At 60.8% G+C, this 25,815-nt stretch carries 28 protein-coding genes; 14 read left to right on the top strand and 14 right to left on the bottom strand.

Annotated elements, in window-relative coordinates; genetic code table 11:
* The first annotated feature begins 136 nt into the window (after window positions 1–136).
* Both IE079_RS07800 and IE079_RS07795 read left to right on the top strand, forming a co-directional pair.
* Window positions 137–703 carry a YfaZ family outer membrane protein gene (locus tag IE079_RS07800; RefSeq protein ID WP_189575156.1) on the top strand — a complete coding sequence of 189 codons (567 nt, stop codon included), beginning with the start codon at window positions 137–139 and terminating at the stop codon, window positions 701–703.
* A 74-nt stretch (window positions 704–777) separates the two neighbouring features.
* On the top strand, window positions 778–1,698 hold the full coding sequence (locus tag IE079_RS07795; protein ID WP_189575154.1) for a glucosaminidase domain-containing protein: 921 nt from the start codon (window positions 778–780) through the stop codon (window positions 1,696–1,698).
* Window positions 1,699–1,720: 22 nt separating this feature from the next.
* Here IE079_RS07795 and zapE read toward each other — a convergent pair whose 3' ends face one another.
* Window positions 1,721–2,818 carry a cell division protein ZapE gene (gene zapE, locus IE079_RS07790; protein ID WP_189575151.1) on the bottom strand — a complete coding sequence of 366 codons (1,098 nt, stop codon included), beginning with the start codon at window positions 2,816–2,818 and terminating at the stop codon, window positions 1,721–1,723.
* Between the two features lie 362 nt (window positions 2,819–3,180).
* On the opposite strand from zapE, the gene IE079_RS07785 reads away from it, so the two are divergent.
* Window positions 3,181–3,630 (top strand): Z-ring associated ZapG family protein, encoded by a 450-nt coding sequence (locus tag IE079_RS07785; RefSeq protein WP_189575149.1) that lies wholly within the window; start codon window positions 3,181–3,183, stop codon window positions 3,628–3,630.
* Window positions 3,631–3,796: 166 nt separating this feature from the next.
* Here IE079_RS07785 and IE079_RS07780 read toward each other — a convergent pair whose 3' ends face one another.
* The 11 genes from IE079_RS07780 to IE079_RS07730 form a co-directional block, all read right to left on the bottom strand.
* Entirely contained in the window at window positions 3,797–4,540 is a 744-nt protein-coding gene (locus tag IE079_RS07780; RefSeq protein ID WP_189575147.1) for a Nif3-like dinuclear metal center hexameric protein, read from the bottom strand.
* 58 nt (window positions 4,541–4,598) lie between these two features.
* Entirely contained in the window at window positions 4,599–5,657 is a 1,059-nt protein-coding gene (gene hisC / locus IE079_RS07775; protein WP_189575145.1) for a histidinol-phosphate transaminase, read from the bottom strand.
* Between the two features lie 9 nt (window positions 5,658–5,666).
* A complete protein-coding gene (gene hisD / locus IE079_RS07770; protein ID WP_189575143.1) occupies window positions 5,667–6,986 on the bottom strand; it encodes a histidinol dehydrogenase in 1,320 nt (439 codons plus the stop codon).
* A 304-nt stretch (window positions 6,987–7,290) separates the two neighbouring features.
* Window positions 7,291–7,944 carry an ATP phosphoribosyltransferase gene (gene hisG, locus IE079_RS07765; protein WP_189575140.1) on the bottom strand — a complete coding sequence of 218 codons (654 nt, stop codon included), beginning with the start codon at window positions 7,942–7,944 and terminating at the stop codon, window positions 7,291–7,293.
* A 40-nt stretch (window positions 7,945–7,984) separates the two neighbouring features.
* Window positions 7,985–9,247, bottom strand: coding sequence for a UDP-N-acetylglucosamine 1-carboxyvinyltransferase (murA, locus tag IE079_RS07760; protein WP_189575137.1), 1,263 nt, complete (start codon window positions 9,245–9,247; stop codon window positions 7,985–7,987).
* Window positions 9,248–9,317: 70 nt separating this feature from the next.
* The gene (locus IE079_RS07755; protein WP_189575135.1) at window positions 9,318–9,560 is read right to left on the bottom strand and encodes a BolA family protein; all 243 of its coding nucleotides are present in this window, start codon (window positions 9,558–9,560) and stop codon (window positions 9,318–9,320) included.
* 49 nt (window positions 9,561–9,609) lie between these two features.
* On the bottom strand, window positions 9,610–9,915 hold the full coding sequence (locus IE079_RS07750) for an STAS domain-containing protein (RefSeq protein ID WP_189575133.1): 306 nt from the start codon (window positions 9,913–9,915) through the stop codon (window positions 9,610–9,612).
* The gene (locus IE079_RS07745; protein ID WP_189575132.1) at window positions 9,912–10,607 is read right to left on the bottom strand and encodes an MlaC/ttg2D family ABC transporter substrate-binding protein; all 696 of its coding nucleotides are present in this window, start codon (window positions 10,605–10,607) and stop codon (window positions 9,912–9,914) included. Before IE079_RS07745 ends, IE079_RS07750 begins: the two co-directional genes overlap by 4 nt.
* Before the next feature lie 23 nt (window positions 10,608–10,630).
* Complete coding sequence (mlaD, locus tag IE079_RS07740; RefSeq protein ID WP_189575129.1) at window positions 10,631–11,089, bottom strand: outer membrane lipid asymmetry maintenance protein MlaD; 459 nt, start codon at window positions 11,087–11,089, stop codon at window positions 10,631–10,633.
* Window positions 11,089–11,871, bottom strand: a complete 783-nt coding sequence (gene mlaE, locus IE079_RS07735) for a lipid asymmetry maintenance ABC transporter permease subunit MlaE (RefSeq protein ID WP_189575622.1) — start codon at window positions 11,869–11,871, stop codon at window positions 11,089–11,091. The genes mlaD and mlaE overlap by 1 nt, the downstream gene beginning before the upstream one ends.
* A 4-nt stretch (window positions 11,872–11,875) precedes the next feature.
* Window positions 11,876–12,703, bottom strand: a complete 828-nt coding sequence (locus IE079_RS07730) for an ABC transporter ATP-binding protein (RefSeq protein ID WP_189575127.1) — start codon at window positions 12,701–12,703, stop codon at window positions 11,876–11,878.
* A gap of 231 nt (window positions 12,704–12,934) precedes the next feature.
* Here IE079_RS07730 and IE079_RS07725 point away from each other — a divergent pair, with 231 nt between their 5' ends.
* The 11 genes from IE079_RS07725 (at window position 12,935) to yjgA (ending at window position 20,787) form a co-directional block, all read left to right on the top strand.
* A complete protein-coding gene (locus tag IE079_RS07725) occupies window positions 12,935–13,903 on the top strand; it encodes a KpsF/GutQ family sugar-phosphate isomerase (RefSeq protein WP_189575125.1) in 969 nt (322 codons plus the stop codon).
* Between the two features lie 10 nt (window positions 13,904–13,913).
* Window positions 13,914–14,486 carry a KdsC family phosphatase gene (locus IE079_RS07720; protein ID WP_189575123.1) on the top strand — a complete coding sequence of 191 codons (573 nt, stop codon included), beginning with the start codon at window positions 13,914–13,916 and terminating at the stop codon, window positions 14,484–14,486.
* On the top strand, window positions 14,483–15,106 hold the full coding sequence (lptC, locus tag IE079_RS07715) for an LPS export ABC transporter periplasmic protein LptC (protein ID WP_189575121.1): 624 nt from the start codon (window positions 14,483–14,485) through the stop codon (window positions 15,104–15,106). The genes IE079_RS07720 and lptC overlap by 4 nt, the downstream gene beginning before the upstream one ends.
* Window positions 15,090–15,632 carry a lipopolysaccharide transport periplasmic protein LptA gene (lptA, locus tag IE079_RS07710; RefSeq protein WP_189575119.1) on the top strand — a complete coding sequence of 181 codons (543 nt, stop codon included), beginning with the start codon at window positions 15,090–15,092 and terminating at the stop codon, window positions 15,630–15,632. The genes lptC and lptA overlap by 17 nt, the downstream gene beginning before the upstream one ends.
* A gap of 11 nt (window positions 15,633–15,643) precedes the next feature.
* Window positions 15,644–16,369, top strand: a complete 726-nt coding sequence (lptB, locus tag IE079_RS07705; RefSeq protein WP_189575117.1) for an LPS export ABC transporter ATP-binding protein — start codon at window positions 15,644–15,646, stop codon at window positions 16,367–16,369.
* A 242-nt stretch (window positions 16,370–16,611) separates the two neighbouring features.
* Window positions 16,612–18,123 (top strand): RNA polymerase factor sigma-54, encoded by a 1,512-nt coding sequence (locus tag IE079_RS07700; RefSeq protein WP_227712377.1) that lies wholly within the window; start codon window positions 16,612–16,614, stop codon window positions 18,121–18,123.
* 30 nt (window positions 18,124–18,153) lie between these two features.
* The gene (gene hpf, locus IE079_RS07695; protein WP_189575112.1) at window positions 18,154–18,462 is read left to right on the top strand and encodes a ribosome hibernation promoting factor; all 309 of its coding nucleotides are present in this window, start codon (window positions 18,154–18,156) and stop codon (window positions 18,460–18,462) included.
* A gap of 93 nt (window positions 18,463–18,555) precedes the next feature.
* Complete coding sequence (gene ptsN, locus IE079_RS07690) at window positions 18,556–19,020, top strand: PTS IIA-like nitrogen regulatory protein PtsN (protein ID WP_189575110.1); 465 nt, start codon at window positions 18,556–18,558, stop codon at window positions 19,018–19,020.
* 64 nt (window positions 19,021–19,084) lie between these two features.
* The gene (gene rapZ / locus IE079_RS07685; RefSeq protein WP_189575108.1) at window positions 19,085–19,975 is read left to right on the top strand and encodes an RNase adapter RapZ; all 891 of its coding nucleotides are present in this window, start codon (window positions 19,085–19,087) and stop codon (window positions 19,973–19,975) included.
* Window positions 19,972–20,241: an HPr family phosphocarrier protein gene (locus IE079_RS07680; RefSeq protein ID WP_189575106.1), complete on the top strand. Its 270-nt coding sequence runs from the start codon at window positions 19,972–19,974 to the stop codon at window positions 20,239–20,241. Before rapZ ends, IE079_RS07680 begins: the two co-directional genes overlap by 4 nt.
* A gap of 3 nt (window positions 20,242–20,244) precedes the next feature.
* Complete coding sequence (yjgA, locus tag IE079_RS07675; RefSeq protein ID WP_227712376.1) at window positions 20,245–20,787, top strand: ribosome biogenesis factor YjgA; 543 nt, start codon at window positions 20,245–20,247, stop codon at window positions 20,785–20,787.
* 201 nt (window positions 20,788–20,988) lie between these two features.
* On the opposite strand, the gene IE079_RS07670 is transcribed toward yjgA, so the two are convergent.
* Window positions 20,989–21,822 carry a carbon-nitrogen hydrolase family protein gene (locus tag IE079_RS07670; protein WP_189575104.1) on the bottom strand — a complete coding sequence of 278 codons (834 nt, stop codon included), beginning with the start codon at window positions 21,820–21,822 and terminating at the stop codon, window positions 20,989–20,991.
* 42 nt (window positions 21,823–21,864) lie between these two features.
* Window positions 21,865–25,815, bottom strand: a complete 3,951-nt coding sequence (locus IE079_RS07665; protein ID WP_189575102.1) for a YhdP family protein — start codon at window positions 25,813–25,815, stop codon at window positions 21,865–21,867.

Raw genomic sequence — 25,815 nt, 5'->3', positions numbered from 1 at the left:
CACCGACGGCGGTAAACAGCGGCTGAACGTAGTTTAAGTTGAGCGCCCTGCGACCCGCCGGTACTATGCTTACACGTTCACAACAAGGTCTGATCTGACCCGAACGAATCAACCAACTTCCAGAGGTACCCCCATCATGCTGTTCAGGACTTCTGTCACTGCCCTGCCCCTTGCCCTGTCCATCGCGGCGGCACCAGCGCTGGCTGCCGACGCGGATTTCAGCCTGACCGACGAGTCCGTCAAGGGCCAGGTCAACTTCTTTGATGCCCGGTCCGAGATACAGGCGGGTGCTGGCTATACCTATCACGAAGGCAGCCGGCACCTGATCAATGGGGAATTCCATGCCCAGGGTCAGACCGCTCTGGGCAACCTGCCGACCACCGCCGGTATCGGTTTCCGCGGCCTGCTGTGGGATGACGACGACCTGGATGGCGGCGGCGTCGGTATCGGTGGCTATGCCACCGTCAACATTCCCACTGTGCCCGGGCTTTCCTTCGGTGGCAGCGCCCATTATGCCCCCAGCATCCTGTCATTCGGTGACTCCGAAGCCGTGACTGACATAGAAGCCAGGATCAGCTACCGGGTTATCCGCAATGCAGACGTTTTTGCCGGCTATCGTTACGTCAACACAGACCTGGACAACAGCAGCAGCGACATCAACCTGGATGAAGGCGTGCTCGTCGGCATGAAGATTTTCTTCTGATACAAACCTGAACAGAACTTTCCTCGTAGTGACTGGTAGACTTGTCAGAGTTATGGTCACTTACGAGGAATCGAATGTCTGCTGGTTCAAAAAGCCTTCTGTTGATTGTCCCCTTCACCCTCGCGGCACTGTGGGGGGCACTGCACACGCCACCCCCTCCCCCGGAGCCGCGCGTGGGCGACGCCGCGGAAGACCTTGAACTGGCGACCCTGCCGGAACTGCCCCGATGGGCTCTGTCGCCACTGCCCAATTTTGATCGATACGCAGATGTAACCGAGAAAAAGGCCGCGTTCTTCTCCTACGTGTACAGCCGCACCGTGCTGATCAACAGCCGGATACTTCTGCAACGCCGACACCTGCTGGAATTACAGGCAAAAGACGAGCTGAGCGAGGAAGATATTAACTGGCTGGCTGCTCAGGCCGAACGCTTGCGCGTTGATGAAGAGAGCGGCAGCGAGGAGATGTTCCAACGCCTGCTGCGCCGGCTGGACACCATTGCCCCGTCGCTGGTATTGGCACAGGCGGCCAACGAATCCGCCTGGGGCACCTCCCGCTTCGCCCGCCAGGGCAACAATCTGTTTGGCCAGTGGTGTTTCACCCGGGGCTGCGGTCTGGTACCACTGAGTCGTCCGGAAGGTGCCAGCCACGAAGTGGCCCGCTTTCGCTCGCCCTATCACTCGGTGCGGGGCTATGTCGAGAACCTGAACCGACACCCCGCCTACCATGAACTGCGAGTGCTGCGGGAAAAAGCGCACCAGCGTGGCAACTACCCCACCGGGTCCGAACTGGCCGCCGGACTTGTGAACTATTCCGAGCGTGGCCAGGCGTACATTCGTGAGTTACGCAGTATGATCCGCTACAACAATCTGTTGTGGTACGACCAGCGCTACCGGGAAACCATTGGCAGGCGGAACAACATCCAGGGTCTGCTGGAGCTGGCCACGGCCTCCGAGGAGCGGCTACAGCCGGGTTTCGGCCCCACATCGGAAGAGTGACCCGTCACCGGGGTCCTGGCCCTCAGGCCTTGTGGGCCGACCCCAGGTAGTCCCGTGACTGCATTTCCAGCAACCGTGACTCGGTGCGCTCGAATTCAAAGTCAAGTCGGCCGCCCGCGTAGAGTTCAGTGATTGGCACCTCGGCGGAAAGGATCAACTTGACGTGGCGGTCGTAGAACTCGTCGATCATATTGACGAACCGGCGGGCCTGATCGTCCTTGTCACCCCCCAGAACCGGCACATTGGACACAATGATGGTCTGGAACTCCCGCGCCAGCTCGATGTAATCGTTCTGGCTACGGGGGCCATCGCACAGCTCCCGGAAGTCGAACCACACCACGTCGTCCGCATGGGCCCGGGCCTGAAGCTTGCGGCCGTTCACCTCGAGATTCAGGGAATGGCTGCCCGCTTCCACGGCCAGGCTATCGAAACTCTTCTTGAGGCTGATATCCGCCTGTTCGTCCAGGGGCGAATGGTAGAGCTCCGCCTGCTCCAGAGTGCGCAGGCGGTAATCCACGCCACCGTCCACGTTGACCACGTCGGTGTATTTCTTGACCAGGTCAATGGCCGGCAGGAATCGTGCCCGCTGCAGACCGTCCTTGTAGAGCCCGTCGGGATGGATATTGGAGGTGCATACCAACGATACGCCACGGCTGAACAACCCGTCCATCAGGGTTGCCAGGATCATGGCGTCGCCGATATCCGAGACGAAGAATTCGTCAAAGCAGATGACCCGGGCCTCGCTGGCAAAGCGGGCGGCCACCTTCTCCAGCGGATTTTTCTCACCCTTGAGGGCCTTCAGTTCATTGTGCACCCGCTGCATGAACCGGTGAAAGTGGACCCGCATCTTTCGATCAAACGGCAACGACTCGTAGAAGGTGTCCATCAGGTAGGTCTTGCCACGGCCAACACCGCCCCAGAAGTAAAGCCCCTTGACCGGCTCTTCGCGCCCTTTGCGAACCTTCAGCGAGAGCTTTTTGAGCGGCTTGTCGCGCTCCTTCTCTGCCTCCACCAGTTTCTCGTAAAGGGCCTGCAGTCGACGCACGGCATCTTCCTGAGCCGGATCAGACTTGAAATCCGGGCGTTCAAGATCTTTCTGGTATCGCTCCCAGGGTGTCATTCAGAACCTTCCCTTATCAGGATCCGGGCACCCACACCATGACAGGCGGCAGATGCCTATTCATCAAAAAAACGGCCGCTATTGTCGCTGATTTTCAGGAGTTTCGCCATCTAGCCCACAACGGGCCGAAAGCGACCCGGCTCGCTGAACGCCCCGTGCCGTTGCAATAAAACAACAAAACCCCTGCAGGAAGATGAGACCATGGGCAGGGCCGCCCCTAAACGGGTATACTTCCCCTATAATCTTCCCGGTCGGGGTGGACCGGAGACAGAAGGGGTGGGCTGATCGTGCGACCAGGCCCCGGGTTCTTCGGAAAGGCCACCCCAGACACAAAAAAGGACTTCCGACAGGACGATAACCGTATGACCAACCTGATTCTGGCCGCTGTTGCGGCACTCGCCGTAGGACTGATCATTGGCCTGCTCATTGGCCGCTCCAGCCAGGGGGCAACCCTGCGCCAGCGCCGCGCCGAGCAACAGACCGAAGAACTGCGCAACGAATATACCCGTTACCAGGCACAGGTAAACGAGCACTTCATGGAGTCAGCGCAACTGCTGCGGCGCTTCAATGATGCTTTCCGTGACGTCAACCAGCACATGGCCCGCGGCGCCAACCGCCTGGCAAGCGATGACGAATGGCTGGAAGAACTGGAACAGGAAAACCGGCGCGCCCGACTGACCGGCGCCAGCGGCGAAACCGGCGATGATAACGCGGAGCCCCCACGGGACTACGCTCCCAAGAAAGACCCCGCCGAAAAAGGCACCCTTGACGAGGGTTTCGGCCTCACTGACGAGGAAAAAGCCAAGGCCTAGGAGTCTGCGCGGTAGAAATCGCGCCAGGCGAGATCGTCCCACTTTGAGTCCATTTTGACGGTCATTTGAGGCGCATAGTGGTTCTATGTAACGAAGATGAGCGCTCAAAAGGGGCCAAAGTGGGGCGGTCGCAGCGGTGAGACGTTCTGCCGCGCAGACTCCCAGGTCAGACGGGGTTGTCGCAGTCGATGAACTGATGCGGCACCCCGAACGACTCGGCCAGCGCCCGACCCAGCGCCTGCACACCGTAGCGTTCGGTTGCATGGTGCCCGGCGCCGTAATAGTGGATACCACATTCCCGGGCCGTGTGGGTGGTTGGCTCTGAAGCCTCACCGCTGATATAGGCATCCACCCCGGCCTCCACCGCTGATGGCAGGAAGCCCTGGGCGGCCCCCGTACACCAGGCCACCCGGCGAATCTGCTCCGGGCCGGAGCCAACATGCAACGGATGCCGGTTCAGGCGCTCATTCAGATACCCCGCAAACCCCTCCGGTGTCATGGGTTCGTCCAGCTCTCCCTCCCACAAAAGACCGGCCAGCGGGCGGGGATTGCGGAATCCCAGCACTTCCGCCAACTGACGGTTATTACCATAATCGGGATGGTCATCCAGTGGCAGATGATAGGCGACCAGACTGATATCATGATCCAGCAGAGTCTTGATGCGGGCTTTTTTCATGCCCGTGACCGGCTGGGGCTCCCCTTTCCAGAAATAACCATGGTGCACCAGGATCATGTCGGCGCCCGCTTCCACGGCGGCATCGATAAAGGACTGGGAGGCTGTGACACCACTGACAATCCGCGTGACCTCGTCACTGCCTTCCACCTGCAGACCGTTGGGACAGTAATCCTGGAAGTTTTCCGGAGTGAGCCACTGGTTGAGGGTCCGGAGTATGTCGGTACGTTTTGCCATAGGTTACTCCTGTCGATCAGCGGGCCGCCTGACTGAAGAATTCGGGCCGGCCCGGGCCTCAGCCCGTCAGCTCGCCCAGCGCCCGCAACAGTTCGTCATTCTGCCCGGCGGTACCGATAGTGATACGCAGAAAGTTGTCGATCCGCGGCTTGCTGAAGTGCCGCACGATGATTCCCCGCTCCCGCAACCGCGCCGCCAGATCTTCGCCGGTCATGGTGCGATGCTGGCAGAAGATGAAATTGGCAGTGGACGGCAGGACTTCGAAGCCCATGCCTGTCATGGCTTCCGTCACCCGATCCCGCTCCGCCATCACCCGCTTGCGGGTCTGGTCGAACCAGGCCTCGTCCTCAAAGGCAGCGGCCGCCCCGACCTGGGCCAGGCGGTCCAGCGGGTAGGAATTAAAACTGTTCTTGACCCGGTTCAGGCCCTCCACCAGATCCCGGTGCCCTATCGCCAGCCCGACCCGCAAGCCGGCCAGCGAGCGGGCCTTCGACAGGGTCTGGGTCACCAGCAGATTCGGATACTGGTCCACCAGACTGATGGCGGTTTCGCCGCCGAAATCCACATAGGCTTCGTCAACCACCACTACGCTATCCGGATTGCCGGCAACGATACGCTCAACCTCACTCAGAGGCAGGTAGCGGCCAGTTGGCGCATTGGGGTTCGGGAAAATAACGCCACCGTTCGGCACCAGGTAATCATCGGGATTAATCTCGAAAGTATCCGTAAGGGCAACCAGGCGGCTTTCCACCCCATAGAGACTGCAGTACACCGGATAGAAACTGTAGGTGATGTCCGGAAACAGTACGGGCTTGTCCTGCTTAAGCAGCCCCTGAAAGATGTGGGCCAGCACTTCATCCGACCCATTGCCCACGAACACCTGGTCGGAGGCCACTCCATAGTAACGGCTCACCACCTCACGAAGCTGCTCGCTCTCCGGGTCCGGATACAGGCGCAGGCCATCATCCAGCTGCTGCCGGATAGCTTCCAGCACCCGCAGTGACGGGCCGTAGGGGTTCTCATTGGTATTGAGTTTGACCAGCCGCCTCATTTTCGGCTGCTCACCCGGCACGTAAGGCTTCAGCTCGCCTACCAGGGGGCTCCAGAACTTGCTCATGGCAACTCCTTACTGATCGCGGTTCATATCGACGCGATATTCCGCAGAACGGGCGTGAGCGGTCAGTCCCTCACCCCGGGCAAGAACAGAAGCCACCTGCCCCATGCGGGCGGCACCGGCTGCCGAGAAGCCGATCAGCGACGAACGCTTCTGGAAGTCATACACCCCCAGCGGCGACGAGAACCGGGCCGTACCGGAGGTGGGCAGCACGTGATTGGGCCCGGCGCAGTAATCGCCCAGAGCTTCGGCCGTGTAACGCCCCATGAAAATGGCACCGGCATGGCGAATCCTCTCCACCAGCTGCTCCGGATTCTCGACAGACAACTCCAGGTGCTCCGGCGCAATCCGGTTGGACACCGCCGCGGCCTCATCCAGATCCTTCACCTGAATCAGCGCACCGCGATCCGACAGCGACCGGGCTATAATTTCACCCCGCTCCATGGTGGGCACCAGCTTGCGGATACTGTCCTCAACCGCATCCAGGAACGCCGCATCCGGACTTACCAGAATGGACTGGGCCTGCTCGTCATGCTCGGCCTGGGAGAACAGATCCATGGCAATCCAGTCCGGGTCGGTATTGCCGTCACAGATCACCAGAATTTCCGACGGCCCGGCAATCATATCGATGCCCACGGTACCAAACACCTCACGCTTGGCCGTAGCCACAAAGATATTCCCCGGCCCCACGATTTTGTCGACTGCGGGCACCGTCTCGGTACCATAGGCCAGTGCCCCAACCGCCTGAGCACCACCCAGGGTGAACACACGATCCACCCCCGCAATCGCGGCTGCGGCAAGCACCATATCGTTCACCACCCCCGCCGGAGTCGGCACTACCATGATAACCTCGCCAACACCTGCGACCTTGGCAGGAAGCGCGTTCATCAGCACGGAAGACGGGTAAGCCGCCTTGCCCCCAGGCACATAAAGCCCCACCCGATCCAGCGGCGTCACCCTCTGCCCCAGCACCGTGCCATCGGCATCCTGGTACTGCCAGGAGTCCTGCTTCTGCCGCTGGTGATAATCACGAATCCGATCAGCGGCAGCTTCCAGGGCATCACGCTGCTCAGACGGAATAGCGTCGAGAGCCTGTTCCAACCGGGCAGCGGAAATCTCCAGCTCGGCCATGGAAGCCACCTCAAGCTGGTCAAACTTCGCGGTAAACTCCATCACCGCCTCGTCACCCCGCAGCTTCACCTCGCGCAGGATATGACGGACCGACTCGTTTACCTGATGGTCCACACTGTCATCCCAGGCCAGAAGGCGGGACAGCGCATCATCAAATCCTGCGTCGGAAGCAGACAGTCTGGTAATCGTAAGGTCAGTCATAGGTCACCTGCGAAAAAAAGAAAGCTGAGGTCAACTCCCAAGTAGTCCGGATGGACCGGGGAGCCCTTCCAGAACCTTCAAGCGCCATGAAGGCGCCTCTGATGTAAGCCCGGATGAGCGGTATGGCTTTCCGGGACCTTCAAAAACAAGGACGTTTTTGAAGATCTACGACCGCCACGGATGGCGGAAGTGCAGATTTTGCAGGAGCAAAAATCTGCCAGGGACGTATTCACGGCGTGTCCCGGAAAGCCATACCGCTTAGCCGGGCGGGCGCCAAACTCATTAGTCAGCAATCCCGTACCCGTCAGGCTTCAACAACCCGACGAGCCTCAACCGCCTGCCCCATCTTCTCAATAATGGGCTGCAACATGTCATGCTTCATCTTCATGGACGCCCGGTTCGCCACCAGCCGCGTACTGATATTCTCAATCAGCTCCCGCGGCTCCAGCCCATTGGCCTTCAGCGTATTGCCGGTATCCACAATATCCACAATCTCATCCGCCAGCCCCAGCAGCGGCGCCAGCTCCATCGCCCCGTAGAGTTTGATGATATCCGCCTGCCGGCCCTGGGCCGCATAAAAACGGCGGGCCAGATTCACAAACTTGGTGGCCACCCGCAGGCGCCCCTCGGGCGCCTTCTGGCCCTTCACGCCGGCCGTCATCAGCCGGCAGCGGGAAATATCAAGATCCAGGGGCTCATACAAGCCGTCGCCACCATGCTCCAACAGCACATCCTTGCCGGTCACCCCCAGATCGGCACCGCCATACTGGACATAGGTCGGCACATCCGTGGCGCGGATAATCAGCAGACGCACATTGGGATCCGTGCTTGGGAACACCAGCTTGCGGGACTTCTTGATATCGTCCACAAACTCGATGCCCGCCTCTTTCAGCAGCGGGATGGTCTCGTCAAGGATGCGTCCCTTGGACAGCGCAATGGTAATCGACGTTTCGGTCATCGGTTATCAGTCCGGTCTGAATGTCTTATCCGGCCCGGCCTCAGGCCGGAATCCGGCGAATAGTCGCGCCCAGAAGCTGGAGCTTCTCCTCAATGCACTCATAGCCACGGTCAATATGGTAGATACGATCCACAATGGTGTCGCCGTCCGCCACCAGCCCGGCAATCACCAGGCTCGCAGACGCCCGCAGATCCGTTGCCATTACCGGCGCGCCGGTCAGGTGTGGTACACCCGTGATGATCGCGGCATTGCCCTCCAGGGTGATATCGGCACCCATGCGGCTGAGCTCCTGAATATGCATGAAGCGGTTCTCAAACACCGTCTCGACGATGGTGCCCGTGCCTTCGGCCACCGTATTCATGGCGGCAAACTGCGCCTGCATATCCGTGGGGAAGGCGGGATAAGGGGCGGTGCGCAGGGACACCGCCTTCGGCCGGTTGCCCTTCATGTCCAGCTCGATCCAGTCCTTGCCGGTGCTGATATGGGCACCCGCCTCTTCCAGCTTGAGCAGGACAGCTTCCAGCAGGCCCTCGCGGGTATCCTTCAGCCGCACCCGGCCGCAGGTTGCCGCCGCAGCCACCAGGTAGGTACCGGTTTCCACACGGTCCGGTAACACATCGTAATGACAGCCGTGCAGGCGCTCCACACCGTGGATCTCGATGGTAGCAGTGCCATGACCACGAACGTCAGCGCCCATGGCGATCAGGCACTCCGCCAGATCGACCACTTCCGGCTCTCGCGCGGCGTTCTCCAGGATGGTCACGCCATCTGCCAGAGCCGCTGCCATCATCAGGTTTTCGGTGCCGGTTACGGTGACCGTGTCCAGAAAGATATGGGCGCCCTTCAGGCGACCATTGGATTTGGCGTGGATATATCCGTTCTCCACACGCACCTCGGCTCCCATCTGCTCAAGACCGTGGATGTGAAGATTCACCGGGCGGCTGCCAATGGCACAGCCGCCGGGCAGCGAGACCTCGGCCTCGCCGAAATGCGCCACCAGCGGCCCCAGCACCAGGATGGACGCCCGCATGGTCTTCACCAGCTCGTAGGGCGCGACGGTTTCCTTGATGGTGCTGGCATCCACCTGCACGCTCATTTTCTCGTCGATCATCACCTCGATCCCCATGCGCCCAAGCAGTTCGATCATGGTGGTGATGTCATTGAGGTGCGGCAGATTGCCAACCGTCACCGGCTCGTCCGCCAGCAAAGTGGACGCCAGGATCGGCAGGGCTGAGTTCTTGGCGCCGGAGATGCGAATCTCGCCGTCAAGCGGCTTGCGCCCACGGATGAGTAGTTTATCCACGTTGAATGTCCTGTTTTTATGAACCCACAGCTGTGAACCGACAGCTGTAAACTGTTAGCTGTACGCCCGCTTACTGTTGCCGGGCTGCCCACTGGGCCGGCGTGAAAGCACGAATGGTCAGGGCGTGGATAGTGCCGTCATCCAGCTGCTCCCGCAGCGCACCATAGATGAGCTGCTGCTTCTTTACCGGAGACATGCCTTCAAAGCGGTCGCCAACAGCCACCACCAGGTAGTGGTTTCCATCGTTCTGCACCTCGATCTCGCAGTCGGGCAGTTCTTTGCGAACCAGTTCGGCAACGTCCTGGGCTTGCATACGCGTCTAACCTCGGTTTTGTTCGAAACGAAAGCGGAATTGTACCGGATTATCCGGGGCCGGTCAGCCAGCGGGAAACACCATTGAGACGGGACAGACCGACCAGATCCTCCGGCGTTCCGGCGAAGGTCAGTGTAACCTGTCGCTGACCCGCCCGGCGACGCAGGCACAGAAGCAACGACAACAACACGCTGCTGGCCGTGGTTACCGCCGCAAGATCCACCCTCGCCGAGGCGCCGGGCGACAGCGTGGCAAGCCAGCCCTCGCCCCGACGGCGGATGGCAGATACGTTACCGGCCGTGATCCGCCCTGCCAGGACAAGGCGGCTGCCGTCGGGTTCGGCGCTGGCGCTCATTCGCCGTCGGCACCCTGGTCCATTTCCTCGTCCAGGTTGAGGGAGGCCACGGCCTCACCCCAGTTTTCGATAACCGCATCCACATCACCACGACGGGATTCCATTTCCTGGGCGAAACGGTCACGGAAAGCCAGGCCGATGTTCACGCCCTCGACAATCACGTTTTCCATCAGCCAATCACCACTGTCCTTGTTGCGATACATGGAATAGGTCACCTGGTAACGGTCACCGGCTTCAGTGGTCACCATCATGTCAACGGAGGCCCGGTCCTCATCCCTGGGGTTGATCTGGGCCTCCCGCACGGCGATCTCAAAGCCGTCGGAATTGTTCACCAGCGCCTGGGCGTAACTCTCGAACAGACTGCGCTTGAAGCGGACCACAAACTCGTCACGCTGCTCCGGCGTAGCCTGCCTGGCATAGCGCCCCATCACCCGGGCGGCGATCCGGCGGAAATCCACGAAGCCGCTCAAGGCCTGTTCCATTTCCTCATAGAAAGCATCCGGATCGTCGGTGTAAAGGTCACTTTCCTGATTGAGCCTTTGTACCAGCTTCTGGGTATTGTCATCGACATAGCTGGCCAGCTCCTGGCTGTTGGCTGCGGCTGGCCGCACCAGCAGGGCCGCTGACAGGGCAATCACCGCCAACGCCCAGGGGATAATGGCAAACCGGTTGTTTGATCGAACTGCGGTCATGGGTCTCTCCCGTTTTCTTTGACTTAGTCCCCACCCTGACCGGTGGCGAAGTTGCTGATCATACGCTCGATATTAAGCGCTGACTGGGTTTCGTAAAAGGTATCACCGTCTGCCAGGGACTCCATATCGGCACCTGGCGAAATATCAATATACTGCTCTCCCAGCAGACCGGATGTACGTATGATCGCCGAGCTGTCGGCGGGAATGCTGTCATAATCGGCCTCAATGTCGATCACCACCCGGGCCTGAAAGGTTTCCTGGTCCAGGGTCACTTCCCGGATCCGCCCCACGGTCACACCCGCCATGGACACCCGCGCCCTTGACGACAGCCCGCCGGCATCGTTGAAGTAGGCCTGAACGCTGTAGGTCTCGCCGCCGGGCTTCAGGGTCAGCCCGCTCACCTGTAACGCCAGCACCAGCAGAGCCGCCCCGCCGGCGAGGATAAACAGGCCGACGATAATGTCTGTTGTTCTCTGAGCCATCAGAAACTCCCGAACATGACGGCGGTCAGGACGAAATCCAGACCCAGCACCGCCAGTGATGAAAACACAACCGTCCTGGTGGTGGCCGAGCTGATGCCGGCCGATGTGGGTACGCAGTCATAACCCTGGTAGACCGCAATCCAGGTACAGACGAAACCAAACACCAGGCTCTTGATCAGACCATTGACGACATCGTCAAAGAACGTCACCGATGACTGCATGTTGCCCCAGTAGGAGCCTTCAAACACGCCCAGCCACTGCACGCCCACCAGCATGCCACCCCAGATGCCCACCACCGAGAAAATCAATGCCAGCACCGGCATGGAAATAAAGCCGGCCCACAGGCGGGGCGCGATCACGCGGCGCAATGGATCAACCCCCATCATCTCCATGCTGGAGAGCTGCTCCGTCGCCTTCATCAGGCCAATCTCGGCGGTCAGGGCGGAACCGGCGCGACCGGCAAACAGCAGGGCCGTAACTACCGGCCCCAGCTCCCGCAACAGGGTCAGTGCGATCATCTGCCCGATCGCACTTTCCGAGCCGAAGTCACTGAGGATGTAATACCCCTGTAACGCCAGCACCATACCGATAAACAGCCCCGACACCACGACGATAGCCAGCGACAGTACACCGATGTTGTAGATCTGCCGCACCATCAGTGGCAGCCCCACCGACGGCCTGGGCACCCCCACCAGCGAGCCCCACAGGAAGCCTGCCGAGCGACCCAGGGAGGCTACCGCCTCCATTGTGCCCCGGCCCAGGCGGGCAATGCGGTTGGTCAGATAATCAGGCACGGGAATCCTCTTCGCCAGGCACCACGCAGCCCCAGTCCGCAGCGGCATCCGGGGCCGGGTAGTGAAAGGGAACGGGCCCGTCGGGCTGACCGTTCAGGAACTGCTGGACTCGCGGTGACGGGTGCGCCTTCAGCTGCTCGGGCGTGCCTTCTCCGATGAGCTTGCCATCGGCAATGATACAGGCGTAATGGGCGATACTGAGAGACTCCGGCACATCATGGGACACCAGTACGCTGGTCAGGCCCATGGTAGTATTGAGCTCGCGGATCAGCTTGACCACCACCCCCATGGCAATCGGATCCTGGCCGGCAAAGGGTTCGTCATACATGATCAGCTCGGGATCCAGCGCGATAGCCCGCGCCAGCGCCACCCGCCGGGTCATGCCACCGGAGAGCTCGGCGGGCATCAGATCACGGGCACCCCGGAGCCCGACCGCCTCCAGCTTCATCAGTACGATATCGCGGATCATGTCGTCGGGCAGGGGCGTGTGGACCCGCAAGGGAAAAGCCACATTCTCGAACACACTCAGGTCGGTGAACAGCGCACCACTCTGGAACAGCATGCCCATTCTCTCGCGCAGCTGGTAAAGGTCTTTGCGCCTGAGGCGGGAAACGTCCTCACCATCCACCAGCACCCGACCACTGTCCGGCTTCAACTGCCCCCCGACAAGGCGCAATAACGTCGTTTTACCACTGCCGCTGGGGCCCATGATGGCGGTAATCCGGCCACGGGGAATGGTCAGGGACACACCATCGAAGATGCGCCGGTGCCCCCGGGTAAAAACAACATCGTCCAGAATGATGCAGGAACGGTCAGACATATCGCAACGTGCCGGATTAAAGGTGCCGGGGAATTTGGCGTTACAGTATGCCAACTTGCATCGCCGCTCAATGGCCCGGGGCGTTAAACTTTCGAAGGACGACAGAAAGGAAATGCCACCTCAGGGATCAGGCAGCCCCGGATGTCCGGTTGATGATATACTGTCGCACCTGTTACCAACCCGGCGTTATCAGGATTCGCCCTGACCCGGGACGAACTGACCAGGAGCCTCATGACCAAACCGTTTGTCTCTGCCGCACTGAAGGCTATCGAAGTGGAACGCCAGGCCGTGGAAGCCCTTTCCGCACGGATCGGCGACGATTTCATCCGTGCCTGCGAAGTGATGATGGCGTGCAAGGGGCGTGTCGTGGTGACCGGTATGGGCAAATCCGGCCATATCGGTAACAAGATTGCTGCCACCCTGGCCAGTACCGGTACGCCATCCTTTTTCGTGCATCCCGGTGAAGCCAGCCACGGTGATCTCGGCATGATCACCAGTGACGATGTGGTACTGGCTATCTCCAACTCCGGCAACACCGGCGAGGTGCTGACCATCCTGCCCCTGCTCAAGCGCATGGGCGCACCGCTGATCAGCATGACCGGCAATCCGGACTCCACCCTGGCCCGGGAAGCCGTGGCCAATCTGGACATCAGCGTTGCCAAGGAAGCCTGTCCGCTGGGGCTGGCCCCCACCTCCAGTACCACCGCCACGCTGGTGATGGGCGACGCCCTGGCCGTGGCCATGCTGGAAGCCCGGGGCTTCAGCGCCGAGGATTTCGCCCTTTCCCATCCCGGCGGAGTGCTGGGTCGCCGCCTGCTGCTTCGGGTTGCCGATATCATGCATACCGGAGATCGTGTGCCACGGGTACAGGAGAACACGCCAATGTCCGGTGCCCTGCTGGAGATCTCCCTCAAGGGCCTGGGCATGACCACTGTGGTCAACGACGAGGGCGAGTTGACGGGTATCTTTACCGACGGCGACCTCCGTCGCACCCTGGACCGCTCCATCGACATACACAGGACGCTGATTCGCGACGTAATGACCCGTAACGGGCGCACCATTCACGACAACCAGCTTGCCGCCGAGGCCCTCCACGTGATGGAAGAGCTTAAGATCAACGCCCTGCCGGTGCTTGACAGCAACGAAGAACTGGTGGGTGCCATCAACATGCACGACCTGCTGCGTGCCGGCGTTATCTGACGGAGTGGCAATGACCCGCGACACAACCCCGACCGGCAAGCCTGAGTGGCCCGAGGCTATCCTCGCAAAGGCCAGGAATATCACCCTGCTCGCCCTCGACGTGGACGGGGTAATGACTGACGGCGCACTGCTGTTCTCGGCCCGCGGTGACGAGCTCAAGGCGTTCAACATTCTCGACGGGCTCGGCCTCAAGCAGGCCATGGCCGCCGGTATCGAGGTGGCGGTGATCACCGGCCGGCGCTCGCCCCTCACCGAACGACGCATGACCAACCTGGGCATCACCACCGTGCTGCAGGGGCGCGAAGACAAGGTAGCGGCGCTGCAGGAACTCCTGAGTGAACGACAGTTGCCGCCCGCCCGGGCCGCCTATATCGGCGATGACCTGCCGGATCTGGCGGCAATACGTCATGCCGGCCTTGGCGTCACCGTACCCAACGGCCACTGGTTTGTCCGCCAGCATGCCGACTTCTGTACCCGCGCTGCCGGGGGCACGGGTGCCGTCCGCGAACTGACCGATCTGCTGCTGCTCGCCCGCGGGGGCCTGGACGAGGAACTGCAGACCTGGCTGGGAGAGGGCTTATGAAATCCCCGGACGACGCCCGCAATCTGCTGGTGCGGATACTGGACCTGCTGGCTCGCCCCGGCATCCGCAACCCGGGTCTGCTGATTGCGGTCCTGGCCCTGGGCTTTATGCTCTGGCAAAGTGACGAATCCCGCACCACGGACACCGAGGCCGAGAGGCTCAGAGGGGAAACCGAGCCGGATACCTTTATCAATCAGGGTGTACTGCGATCATTTGACGAGCAGGGCCGGCCCAAGCTTGTCGCCACCAGCCCCCGCACCGAACAGTTCGATGATCGACAGGAAGCGGTTCTGGAGGCTCCGGACGCCACCCTGTATGATCACGAAGCTGACCTGCGCTGGCTGGTGACCAGCAACCATGGCCTTTATCACATGTCCACCGAAGTGATGGAGCTGGAAGGCAGCGTGGAAGTGACCCGCAGCGTGGAAGGCGGCGACGCCGTGCTGCTGACCGAATACCTCCGCATCGACAACCCCGCCGGCAAGGCGACCACCGATCGCCCTGTTACCCTGAAATCACCGGGCAGCATCACCCACGCCCGCGGAATGACAGGCTGGTTCAATGAGCGGGTACTGGAACTGGAAAACTCTGTTGAGGGGATCTATGAAACCCGTCCGTAATCTGGCAGGCCGCCTGCTATTGCTGTCGACGCTGGCACTGGGGCCGGCACTGCCCGCCCTGGCGTTCAACCTGGATTCGGATGAGCCGATCCGGGTCACCGCCGACTCCGCCCGACTGGATGACAGCCAGGGTACGGCCGTCTACCGGGGCAACGTCGAGGTCCGTCAGGGCGAAATCCTGCTGACCGCCGATCGGGTTGATGTCTCCCGCAATACCGCCGGCCTTGACCGTATCGACGCGAGCGGGCGTCCGGCCACTTACTACCGCCCGGCCACGGAAGCCGCGGGTGCCGTCAATGCCGAGGCCCTGGAGATTCACTATTCCGCCAGCGACAGCCTGTTGCGCTTCGAGCGGGAAGCGGTAGTGGAACAGAATGGTGACGAGTTCCGGGGCGCCGTGATCAACTACAACACCGTTAACCGGGTTGTTACCGGTGAAGGCCGGACCCCGGAGGGCGAAGGTTCCGGCCGGGTCGAAATGATCATCCAGCCCCGGGGTAACACTTCAGACACTAACAGCAACTGACGGCGATCCACATGGCAATACTGCAGGCAAACCACCTTGCCAAGCGCTACAAGCAGAAGAAAGTCGTCATTGATGTCTCCCTGAGTATCGAGAGCGGCCAGATTGTAGGCCTGCTTGGCCCCAACGGCGCCGGCAAGACCACCTGCTTCTACATGATTGTTGGCCTGGTACCGGCGGACCATGGCCACATCAGCATTGACGGCAAGGACATCACCCCGCTGCCCATGCACGGCAGGGCACGGCAGGGCATCGGCTATCTGCCCCAGGAAGCGTCCGTTTTCCGCAAGTTGTCGGTGAGCGATAACATCATGGCGATCCTGGAAACCCGCAAGGGCCTGAACCGCCGGCAACGGGAGGAGAAGATGGAAGAACTCATGCAGGAATTCCACATCACTCACCTGCGGGACAGCGCCGGCATGGCCTTGTCCGGGGGCGAACGGCGGCGCGTGGAGATTGCCCGTGCCCTGGCCATGGAACCGGCCTTCATCCTGCTGGACGAACCCTTTGCCGGAGTAGACCCGATTTCGGTCAGTGATATCAAGCAGATCATCCGCCACTTGCGGGACAAGAACATCGGGGTACTGATTACCGACCATAACGTGCGGGAAACGCTGGATATCTGCGAGAAGGCCTACATTGTCAGTAATGGCCACATTATCGCCTCTGGCTCGGCGGACGACGTGCTCGCCAACCAGCAGGTCAAGGAAGTCTACCTGGGGAATGAGTTCAGGCTCTGACCCCCTGAACCCATTAGTCTCCTCTTCCCGTTTTACATACTGCAACACACCGCGGCAGCCCGGTAATTGTGTTGGCGGCAGCAAGGGGGTACACTCGGCAAAGAACTTGCTTGTTATTTCCAAGTATCCGGTAACGCTGATTTTTTTGTCGCTGACCAGCCTTTTCTTGAGCTGAATCAGTCATTTTTGCCACAGCCGCGTTACGGTTACCTCAGAAGGGTGATGGATGTGAAATCATGGTTATGAAAGCCTCCTTACAGTTAAAGATGGGTCAGAGCCTGACGATGACCCCGCAACTGCAACAGGCGATCCGGCTACTCCAGCTTTCCACCCTGGACCTGCAACAGGAAATCCAGCAGGCACTTGATTCCAACCCGATGCTGGAAACCCCCGAAGAAGACGACACCGAGGCGTCTGACTCAGACCGGGAGCAGAAGGAGCGGGACGACCGCGATCAGGCCGAATCGACCACCGCCTCCGAGGCCGACAACAGCTGGGAAGAGTCAGACTGGTCTGCGGAAAACAACAGTTCCGATGCCATTCCCGATGACCTGCCGGTGGACACCGCCTGGGACGACATCTATCAGTCAGCCCCGGCGCCCGCCGCCCGGGGGGATGACGACAACGACTCCGATTTCGAAAGCCGCAGCCCGACCACCGAGACTCTGCACGATCACCTGGAATGGCAGCTCAACCTCACCCCCATGAGTGAACGGGACAGCGCCATCGCCCACGCCTTGCTGGATGCGGTGGACGATCGCGGCTACCTGGTCTCTGACCTGGAAGAAATCCATTCCGGCCTGATGGACGACGAAGACGAGGATCCGGTGGAACTGGATGAAGTGGAAGCGGTTCTCCATCGCCTGCAGCACTTCGACCCGCCCGGTGTCTTTGCCCGCGACCTGCAGGAATGCCTGCTGATCCAGCTCAACCAGCTGCCACCGGACACCCCCTGGCTGGACAAGGCCCGGCTGGTGATCACCCATTACATCAACCTGCTGGGCAACCGGGACTACGCCCAACTGCTGCGCCGCAGCCGCCTGAAGGAGGACCAACTGCGGGACGTGCTGGCGGTGATCACCTCCCTCAATCCCCATCCCGGCAATGCCCTGGACCGGTCGGAACCGGATTATGTGATTCCCGACGTCATCGTACGCAAGGACAAGGGACGCTGGCGGGTGGAACTGAACCCGGAAATTGCCCCGCGCATTCGCGTCAATGCCAGCTATGCTTCCCTTATAAGGCGGGCCGACAGCAGCGCCGACAACACCTATCTGCGGGATCAGTTGCAGGAGGCGAAATGGTTCATCAAGAGCCTGCAAAGCCGCAACGAAACCCTGTTGAAGGTCGCGACACGAATAGTTGAACATCAACAGGGTTTTCTGGACCATGGGGAAGAGTCGATGAAACCGCTGATCCTGTCGGACATTGCCCAGGCTGTAGAGATGCACGAGTCCACCATTTCCCGGGTCACAACGCAGAAATACATGCACACGCCCCGTGGCATCTTCGAGCTGAAGTATTTCTTCTCGAGCCACGTCAGTACCGAGGAAGGCGGCGAATGTTCCTCTACGGCCATTCGTGCGATGATCAGGAAACTGATTGCAGCGGAGACGCCGAAAAAACCGCTCAGCGACAGTAAGATTGCCACGATGCTGGGAGAGCAGGGCATCAAGGTGGCGAGGCGCACGGTGGCAAAATACCGTGAAGCCATGCATATTCCGCCCTCCAACGAGCGGAAACGACTGGTCTGAAAAAACGGGTCTGACAAACAGGAGAAGCCCATGCAACTGAACATTTCCGGTCATCACGTTGAACTGACTCCCGCCCTCAAGGACTACATCAACGAAAAGTTCAACAAGCTTGAGCGCCACTTTGATCACATCAGCAACTGTCAGGTCACCCTGGAAGTGGAAAAGGTGCGCCAGATTGCGGAGGCCACCCTGCACGTGGTCGGCGGTGAAATTCACGCCAAGGCGGAGAACGAGGACATGTACGCGGCCATCGACGGCCTGGTGGACAAGCTTGACCGGCAGATCCTCAAGCACAAGGAAAAGAATGTTGACCGGATGCACGGAGCAACCGCCCGCTAACGGTTGCCATGCCGAAACGGCTATAATCTGAATCACAGCGCTGCGGTACGGCTTCGTACCGCAGCATTTTTTTATCGGGACCGATGAGAATCCATGACCGATTCGACCTTGACCATCAACAGTATCCTGGCGCCGGAGCTCACTCACTGTCGCGTGAACGGAACCAGCAAGAAGCGGATTCTGGAATTTATCGCCGAAGCAGTGGCCGGGGAGTACCCGGAACTGGATGAAACCCAGATATTCAACAATCTCATCGCCCGTGAGCGTCTGGGCAGCACCGGTATCGGTCAGGGGATTGCCATCCCACACTGTCGGCTTGAGGGCTGTACCCGGGTGGTGGGTGCACTGGTCACGCTGGAAGAAGGCGTCTCCTTCGACGCTATCGACAACCAGCCGGTGGACCTGCTGTTCACGCTGATCGTGCCCCGTGAAGCCACATCGGAGCACCTGGAACTGCTGAGCCAGCTGGCCGAACAGTTCAATGACCGTAGTTTCTGCGACGCCCTGAGAGCCTGCGAGACGGCCGACGATCTGTACCAGAAAATGACCGGCGCCTGATTTCCGGCCGGGAGATTGCGCGTGCTACGGCTCATTACCCCCAAGTCGCCAAGGGACAAGTCTCATGAAGCTGATCATCGTTAGCGGACGTTCGGGCTCGGGCAAGAGTACGGCCCTGCACGTACTGGAAGACCTGGGCTTCTACTGCATCGACAACCTGCCCATCGGCCTGCTGTTTCCGCTCACCACGGAAGCGACGTCCGGTCATTCCGGCAGCCGGCTGGAAAACATCGCCGTCAGCATTGATGCCCGCAACCTGTCCGATGAGATCGCCAATTTCGAAGCCATCCACCAGCGCCTGCTGGACTCGGGCATGACCACCGAAATCATCTACCTGGATGCCTCCGAACAGTCCCTGCTGCAGCGGTTTCACGCGACCCGCCGCAAGCACCCGCTGAGTGACGATGACACCTCTCTCACCGAAGCCATCCGCTACGAGAAACAGCTTCTTGAGCCCATCGCCCAGCTGGCCGACTTGTATCTGGACACAACAGATCTGTCCATGTATGAGCTGCGGGACATGGTCAAACAACGTATTATCGGCCGCAGCGAGCAGGAGCTGGCACTGCTGTTCCAGTCATTCGGCTTCAAGCATGGGGTGCCGGTGGATTCCGACTATGTGCTGGACGTTCGCTGCCTGCCCAACCCCTACTGGGATCCGCAATTGCGCAAATACACCGGCATGGATCAGCAGGTGATCGATTTTCTCGGCTCCGACGAGATGACCAACCGCATGATTGATGACCTGACCCGGCTGCTGGACAACTGGCTGCCCCAGTTCAGCAAGAGCAACCGCAGCTACATGACCATTTCCATCGGGTGTACCGGTGGCCAGCACCGTTCAGTGTATGTGTGTGAACAGCTGTCCCGCTATTTCAGCCGACAATACAACCGGGTACAGACCCGGCACACGGAATTGCCCCACCTGAACCCGAAACCCAGTGGTACTTCATGATCCGCCAGCCAGTGACCATCATCAACAAGCTTGGGTTACACGCCCGGGCAGCCGCCAAACTGGTTGAAACCGCATCCGGCTTCGAAAGCAAGGTGCTACTCGCGAGGGGCGACCGCGAGGTGGATGCCAAAAGCATCATGCCGGTCATGATGCTGGCGGCCAGCAGTGGCACTGAAGTCGAACTGGTGGCAGACGGCCCCGACGAACAGCAGGCCATTGCGGCCCTTGAGGCACTGATCAATGACTATTTTGGCGAGGGCGAATAAGCCGTGAGCAAGCAATCCCATTCCCACGATCCCGTCACCGACGACGATGAACTGATCAAGAGCAAGTCGCAGCTGAAACGGGAAATGCACGCCCTGCAGGATCTGGGCAAACGCATGATGGACCTGAGTGACGAGCAACTGACCAGCCTCCCCATGAGTGAGACCCTGAAGGCCGCCATCGTGGAATCACGGCGCATTCGCCAGCACGAAGCCCGTCGCCGGCACCTGCAATACCTGGGCAAGGTGATTCGCAACGAGGAGGATCCGGAAGCCCTGCGTCGTGCCGTGGAAGCCTTTGATGCCGGCAGTGAAGAGCATACCCGCCGCCACCATCTGGCCGAGCGCTGGCGTGACCGGCTGATTGCCGAAGGCAATACGGCGGTTGCCGGATTCATTGAACACTGCCCGACAACCGACGTGCAGCACCTTCGCAACCTGCTGAGAAACGCCCAGAAAGACGTGAAAAGCGGGAACAATACCGGCCAGAGCAGGAAGCTGTTCCGCTACCTGCGGGAGTGCATTGACGAGGCCGAAAAGGGTTCGTGAAGCAAAGATTTTTAGCCACTGAACCCACAGAAGAACACGGAAGGAAAAATTGAAGGTTGCCACGGACTCACACGGAAAAAAACCGAAAGATCCTTTCAGGCATTCAATCTTTTCGTCCGTAGCCAATTTTTTCTTTATCTTTTTTCCGTGTTATTCCGTGGATTCCGTGGCAAATCAGTCGTTTCCGGGCCGCATGCGCTCTCAGAGGCGCCGGTGCTCCCACACGGGCATGCGCTTTCGCACCTCCGCCAGGTGGTCGAGGTTTATTTCGGTGGTGATGACACCAGCGCCCTCCGCCAGCTCCTTCATGATCTTGCCCCAGGGGTCGACGATCATAGAGTGGCCGTAGGTCCGACGGCGTTCACTGTTTTGCCCCCCCTGCCCCGGCGCTACTATCCAGACCTGGTTCTCGATCGCCCGGGCGCGGACCAGGGGGTGCCAGTGGGCGTCACCGGTAAGCCAGGTAAAGGCACTGGGCAGGGTCACCCAGTCCACGTCCCTTTCCCGCAGCTGGCGGAAGAACTCAGGGAAGCGCAGGTCGTAGCAGATGGAAAGCCCCAGCCGGCCCACGGGCGTATCGACGGTCACCAGCTCTTCACCGGGCTCGAAGGTGTCCGATTCCCGGTACTGCCCCTGGGTGTCCTCCACCATGGCGTCGAACAGGTGAATCTTGTCGTAACGGGCCACTTCCCGGCCCTGGTCGTCCACCACCACACAACTGGCTCGCACGCGGTCTTCAATGGCCGAACCGTCAGGCCTGGCGCCAATGGGCAATGACCCGCCCACAATCCAGAGCCCGTGCTTACGGGCCTGGTCCGCCAGGAAGCTGCGAATCGGACCGTCCACGGATACTTCCCGGCTACCATGCACTGGCATATTGGCGGTATCCAGCACGGCAAAGTTTTCCGGCAGTACCGCTACACGGGCACCCTGCTCGGCGGCACGGGCGAGCAACAGGGAGGCCTGGTTCAGGTTATCGTCAATATCCCCGGTGCTCACCATCTGAATGGCGGCGACGGTCTGGGCATTCGCCATAGCGATCTCCGTTGTGGATGATTTTTTTCGGGAACTCCTGACTTATTCCCGGTTGCCGGAATCGAAAATATTGCGCAGCTTCACGTCCGGATCGTTCCAGGTTCCCCTCACACTATAAGTGGCACTGGTCAGTTTGCTCAATGGTTCACCCAGTAGCTTGTCCAGCACAAACAGGGCTCCCCCCACCGGCGGCGATGCCCCCATCAGTATGGCCGCCAGGGGCAGATTCTGGGTCAGTGGCAATATTACCACCAGCCGCATATTGAGAGTCTCATCGGCCAGGTTGGTCAGGCCGGACAGCCGCAGCGCTCCGGAGGGGCCTGCCAGCTGAAGATCCGGGTTCCACGTCAGCACGCCATGTTCCAGCTTTGCCTTGCCGTAGATGGCATCAAAAGCAACACCGGCTTCGTAGAGATCCGAGAAATCGAACTGCAGCCTGCGCTGCAGGGTATCGGTATTGAGCAGGTTGAACAGGCGGAACAACTGCGCCGTTTCGCTGTTCTGCAGTATAACGCCGTCATCCAGACGGACGCTGAACTCACCATTCAGGCGGCCGGCGGCAAACTGGTCCGGCCGCCCTGGCCAGGCGACATTCAGGTCGACCACCGAATTCTGATTGGTCAACGGCATCTGCTGCCCCAGGAGATTGGAAAGGTCCTGGAGTCCGCCGCCCTCCAGCACACCCTGTACCACGGTAATCTGCTCGCCGGATGTGACCCCCCAGCGCAGCTGGCCATCGAATACCAGTGATCCGATGCGCCCCTGGAGGTCCCTCAGGGTTACCTGATCCGGGGACGGTGACAGCACAAAGGACCAGGACCCCGCCGGGTCATTCTCCATTTCCAGCGACGCGATACGCACCTCCACCTCCGGCCACTGCCCTGCCGCCATGCCCCGGAAGGCATCCAGCTGTTCCGACGGCGTGAGCAGGGCGGCAGCCTCATCCGGGGCAGATTCCTGGCCCCTGGCCAGGCGAAGCCGGTCCAGGTCCACCCAGACACGGTCTCCGCTGTCGGGAATCCTTACCCGGCCGGTGGCACGTTCCGAATTGGTGGTCAGTAGCCAGCCATCCGGCTGGGGGCGTGCCATGATCCGGAGGCCGGGAATCGCGCTGTCCCCGAGAAGGAGTTCATCCATCCTGAGATCAATGTTGTTCAGCCAGTCGAACCTTTCTCCCGTGCCTTCGGCGCCCGATGATGATCCACTGATGCCAACACCCAGGCGTTCGAGCCAGTCCTGCCAGCGGGCCGGAGCAAAACGGTCGAAAGCGGCCCGGACCATCAGCCCATCCTCGACCTGAAAGCGGGCGGAATCGTTACCCATGACCACCTGACCACTACGGAAACGGTCCCCCTGCCACTCCAGTGCCGCAGACAGTCGCTGCCCCCACTGGGCTTCCAGCAACAGCTGATCACCCTCCGGCCAGCGCAGCAGGGCTTCAATGGTTTCATCAGGGCCGGGCTCCCGGGACAGTGGTGCGGGCCACTCCGAGCGTACTCCCGAGCCATTGGTGGTTACCGCCAACTGGGCATCGGCCCCGGGCACAACGTCCAGGCGGGCGGTGTAGGGCAACCAACCGGACAAGCCGGGCAGCGACTGTCCCTGCGGCATCAGCGCTGCCGTCAGCGAAGCCACGGAGGTCTGCCCGGACTGGATGATAGTCAGCGCACCGCGACCCGGATCCGTACGCAACCGGATGCCAACCGGTTGGCCGAGAAAATGGGCAGACAGGGGATCCTCACTGATACCATTCTCGCTGCTGTAGCTCACAGCACCACGGATGTTCTGCCAGCGCAAATTGGCCGGTGAGTACAAAAGACCACCGTTTTCCGTCTGCAAGCTCGCCTCGACACCCACATCCTGCCCGACCGCCAGTGGCACCCACAGGGACAGATCCAGATCATAATCACCGGAGACGGAAAGGCTCTGGCCCACGTCCCCTGCCATCCGGCCCAGCGGAGTCTCCCTGAGCCAGTAACCCGCCTGTTCGCCGGTCAGCCTTGCGCTGGTTGACACCCGGACAGTCGGCGCGTCGGCTCCCTGCACCACCTCAACCTCGGCACCGCCCAGTGCCACGCCGCCGGTGGTGGCCTTATCCAGGACCACACGGGTATCGCGATCATGGATGGTAACGGTACCACTGGCCCCGGTAACCTCAGGCCACGATGGCTCGTAGCGAATGCTGGCATCGCGGAAACGGTATTCCATGGCGGTACTGAAACTGCTCTTTGGACGCCCGTCGCCAATCTGCCCATGGCCGTAGAATTCTCCACTGACCAGCTCACCACCGGTGACCGCACGGGTAAGCCAGTCATAAAGTTGCTGATCCAGAACCCTCGACGGCAGGAACACCGACAGCTTACTGGCCGGGGCATTGGCCACGGCAATTCTGAGACCCAGGTTGTCCTCACCGTAACGATCAAGCCGCAGGTCAAAGGCACCGTTAGCACGGGTAGTCTCGCCGTGGGTCACCTCCAGGTTCCGGCCGAATACCCGGGTGATGCCGCCCTCGTTACGCCATGCCACCTCACCCTCGGTGTGGCTGAAGGTCAGCGGCTGCGCATACAGGTTCGGCACGAGTAGAGTCATATCCTTACCTTCGACCCTGAACCGGCCGCCATCCCGACTCAGCCAGAGCCGGCCCTGCAGGTTGCGGCCACCCGGGGCGCCGCGATGGGGCTGGACACCGGCCTCGTCGAACACCGCCGATACCTCGAACTCACCAGGATCATCACGGGGCAGCATCAGGTGCAGGAGTGACAACCGGCCTTCGGGGCTCAGCCCGGCCACCTCGGGTTCGACCCTTGCCGGGAGCAGGTTCGACTCCACTGCCATCCGCGCCAGAAGGCCCAGAGGCAGATCCGCAGCGGCAACACGGTAACGTAGACGGTCATAACCGAGTTTCAACGACAAGCCCGTTACCGCCTCATCCTGCCAGCGCCATTGCAGATCCTGAACCGTCAGCTCACCCCCTTCTGCGGTTCGCCGCCAGCCGATGCGCGCGGCCAGAGCCTCGATGGCCGGCAGCGTTGCCAGATCACTGTCCAGTTCCAGGCGAGGCATGTCGATGCGGCCGTTAAGGCGCTCAAGCCGGCCGTTTTCGAAGCTCAGCCAGGTGGTGGCACTGGCATCGAGGCCCTGCAGCTGAAAATGCCGCCATTGCAGCCCACGAGTCGCCGCCTCAAGAATCCCGCCGGGGGTAATGTCCGCCCATACCTTCCCGGTAAACCGTCCCTCGAACAGGTCGGTCCCCTGAATCGAGAAGGTGACCAGCTGCTCCAGGGTGCCCTGGCGCATGGCGCGCCCGGAGGCGGACAAGCGCTCATCATCGTAGGCCAGATCCAGCTGCGGTATGTCTACAAACAGGGTTTCCGCGTCCGGCGTTTGCAATCCGACCGTCAGGTGAGTCAGGCGGATTTCCGGATCCGATATCCGCCCCGCCAGCTCATTCAGCCAACGCTGGGGCTGCAGCCACTGCTCACCGGAAAGGCCCCCGGTTTCGGACAACCCCGGCCCGGACTCGGGCAGGCGCAGGCCCTCAATACCGATATCCGTGCCCGCCCCACGGGTCACCACCAGATCCAGCCCGTCTGCCTCGATGCGCTGGAACACCAGCCCCATACGCAACAGCGAACGGGGGCCATCCAGCCGCAGCAGGAGGTGTTGCAGGGCAACGGCACTGGCGTCGTCCCTGGAGTGGTGGGCGATATCAAGGCGACTGGCCTGCAGCACGGGGTCGGGCCCCTGCCAGCTTGCCGACAGGCCGCTGATGGTGACTTCCTGGCCCAGGCGCTCGCTGAGCAGAGCTTCAATGGCGGGCCGGTAATCGTCAATATGCCGTGCCATGTACCTGGCTCCCGCAGTGCCCAGGGCAACGATGATCAGCAGGAACACCAGCAGCCAGACGGCTGCTTTCAGGAGCAGGCCGGCGGCCCTGGTGCGCGGCTTGCGCTCAGGGTTCTTGCCGGCTGGGGCTGGGGTTTGTTCGGTCAT

The sequence above is a fragment of the Marinobacter zhanjiangensis genome, from assembly GCF_014651935.1.
GTDB classification, from domain to species: Bacteria; Pseudomonadota; Gammaproteobacteria; order Pseudomonadales; family Oleiphilaceae; genus Marinobacter; species Marinobacter zhanjiangensis.
The sequence above is the reverse complement of the archived record's forward strand: the minus strand, read 5'-3'. Positions and strand labels throughout refer to the sequence as shown.

Bases quoted from the DNA above. Each gene is read 5' to 3' on its own strand.
- IE079_RS07800 (WP_189575156.1), top strand. From the start codon at position 137: ATGCTGTTCAGGACTTCTGTCACTGCCCTGCCCCTTGCCCTGTCCATC.
- IE079_RS07700 (WP_227712377.1), top strand. From the start codon at position 16,612: ATGAAAGCCTCCTTACAGTTAAAGATGGGTCAGAGCCTGACGATGACC.
- lptC (WP_189575121.1), top strand. From the start codon at position 14,483: ATGAAATCCCCGGACGACGCCCGCAATCTGCTGGTGCGGATACTGGAC.
- IE079_RS07680 (WP_189575106.1), top strand. From the start codon at position 19,972: ATGATCCGCCAGCCAGTGACCATCATCAACAAGCTTGGGTTACACGCC.
- IE079_RS07745 (WP_189575132.1), bottom strand. From the start codon at position 10,607: ATGACCGCAGTTCGATCAAACAACCGGTTTGCCATTATCCCCTGGGCG.
- hisC (WP_189575145.1), bottom strand. From the start codon at position 5,657: ATGAGCAAGTTCTGGAGCCCCCTGGTAGGCGAGCTGAAGCCTTACGTG.
- lptB (WP_189575117.1), top strand. From the start codon at position 15,644: ATGGCAATACTGCAGGCAAACCACCTTGCCAAGCGCTACAAGCAGAAG.
- rapZ (WP_189575108.1), top strand. From the start codon at position 19,085: ATGAAGCTGATCATCGTTAGCGGACGTTCGGGCTCGGGCAAGAGTACG.
- mlaD (WP_189575129.1), bottom strand. From the start codon at position 11,089: ATGGCTCAGAGAACAACAGACATTATCGTCGGCCTGTTTATCCTCGCC.
- hisD (WP_189575143.1), bottom strand. From the start codon at position 6,986: ATGACTGACCTTACGATTACCAGACTGTCTGCTTCCGACGCAGGATTT.
- IE079_RS07755 (WP_189575135.1), bottom strand. From the start codon at position 9,560: ATGCAAGCCCAGGACGTTGCCGAACTGGTTCGCAAAGAACTGCCCGAC.
- IE079_RS07665 (WP_189575102.1), bottom strand. From the start codon at position 25,815: ATGACCGAACAAACCCCAGCCCCAGCCGGCAAGAACCCTGAGCGCAAG.
- hisG (WP_189575140.1), bottom strand. From the start codon at position 7,944: ATGACCGAAACGTCGATTACCATTGCGCTGTCCAAGGGACGCATCCTT.
- IE079_RS07720 (WP_189575123.1), top strand. From the start codon at position 13,914: ATGACCCGCGACACAACCCCGACCGGCAAGCCTGAGTGGCCCGAGGCT.
- IE079_RS07670 (WP_189575104.1), bottom strand. From the start codon at position 21,822: ATGGCGAATGCCCAGACCGTCGCCGCCATTCAGATGGTGAGCACCGGG.
- IE079_RS07785 (WP_189575149.1), top strand. From the start codon at position 3,181: ATGACCAACCTGATTCTGGCCGCTGTTGCGGCACTCGCCGTAGGACTG.
- zapE (WP_189575151.1), bottom strand. From the start codon at position 2,818: ATGACACCCTGGGAGCGATACCAGAAAGATCTTGAACGCCCGGATTTC.
- IE079_RS07795 (WP_189575154.1), top strand. From the start codon at position 778: ATGTCTGCTGGTTCAAAAAGCCTTCTGTTGATTGTCCCCTTCACCCTC.
- IE079_RS07780 (WP_189575147.1), bottom strand. From the start codon at position 4,540: ATGGCAAAACGTACCGACATACTCCGGACCCTCAACCAGTGGCTCACT.
- hpf (WP_189575112.1), top strand. From the start codon at position 18,154: ATGCAACTGAACATTTCCGGTCATCACGTTGAACTGACTCCCGCCCTC.
- lptA (WP_189575119.1), top strand. From the start codon at position 15,090: ATGAAACCCGTCCGTAATCTGGCAGGCCGCCTGCTATTGCTGTCGACG.
- ptsN (WP_189575110.1), top strand. From the start codon at position 18,556: ATGACCGATTCGACCTTGACCATCAACAGTATCCTGGCGCCGGAGCTC.
- IE079_RS07730 (WP_189575127.1), bottom strand. From the start codon at position 12,703: ATGTCTGACCGTTCCTGCATCATTCTGGACGATGTTGTTTTTACCCGG.
- IE079_RS07725 (WP_189575125.1), top strand. From the start codon at position 12,935: ATGACCAAACCGTTTGTCTCTGCCGCACTGAAGGCTATCGAAGTGGAA.
- IE079_RS07750 (WP_189575133.1), bottom strand. From the start codon at position 9,915: ATGAGCGCCAGCGCCGAACCCGACGGCAGCCGCCTTGTCCTGGCAGGG.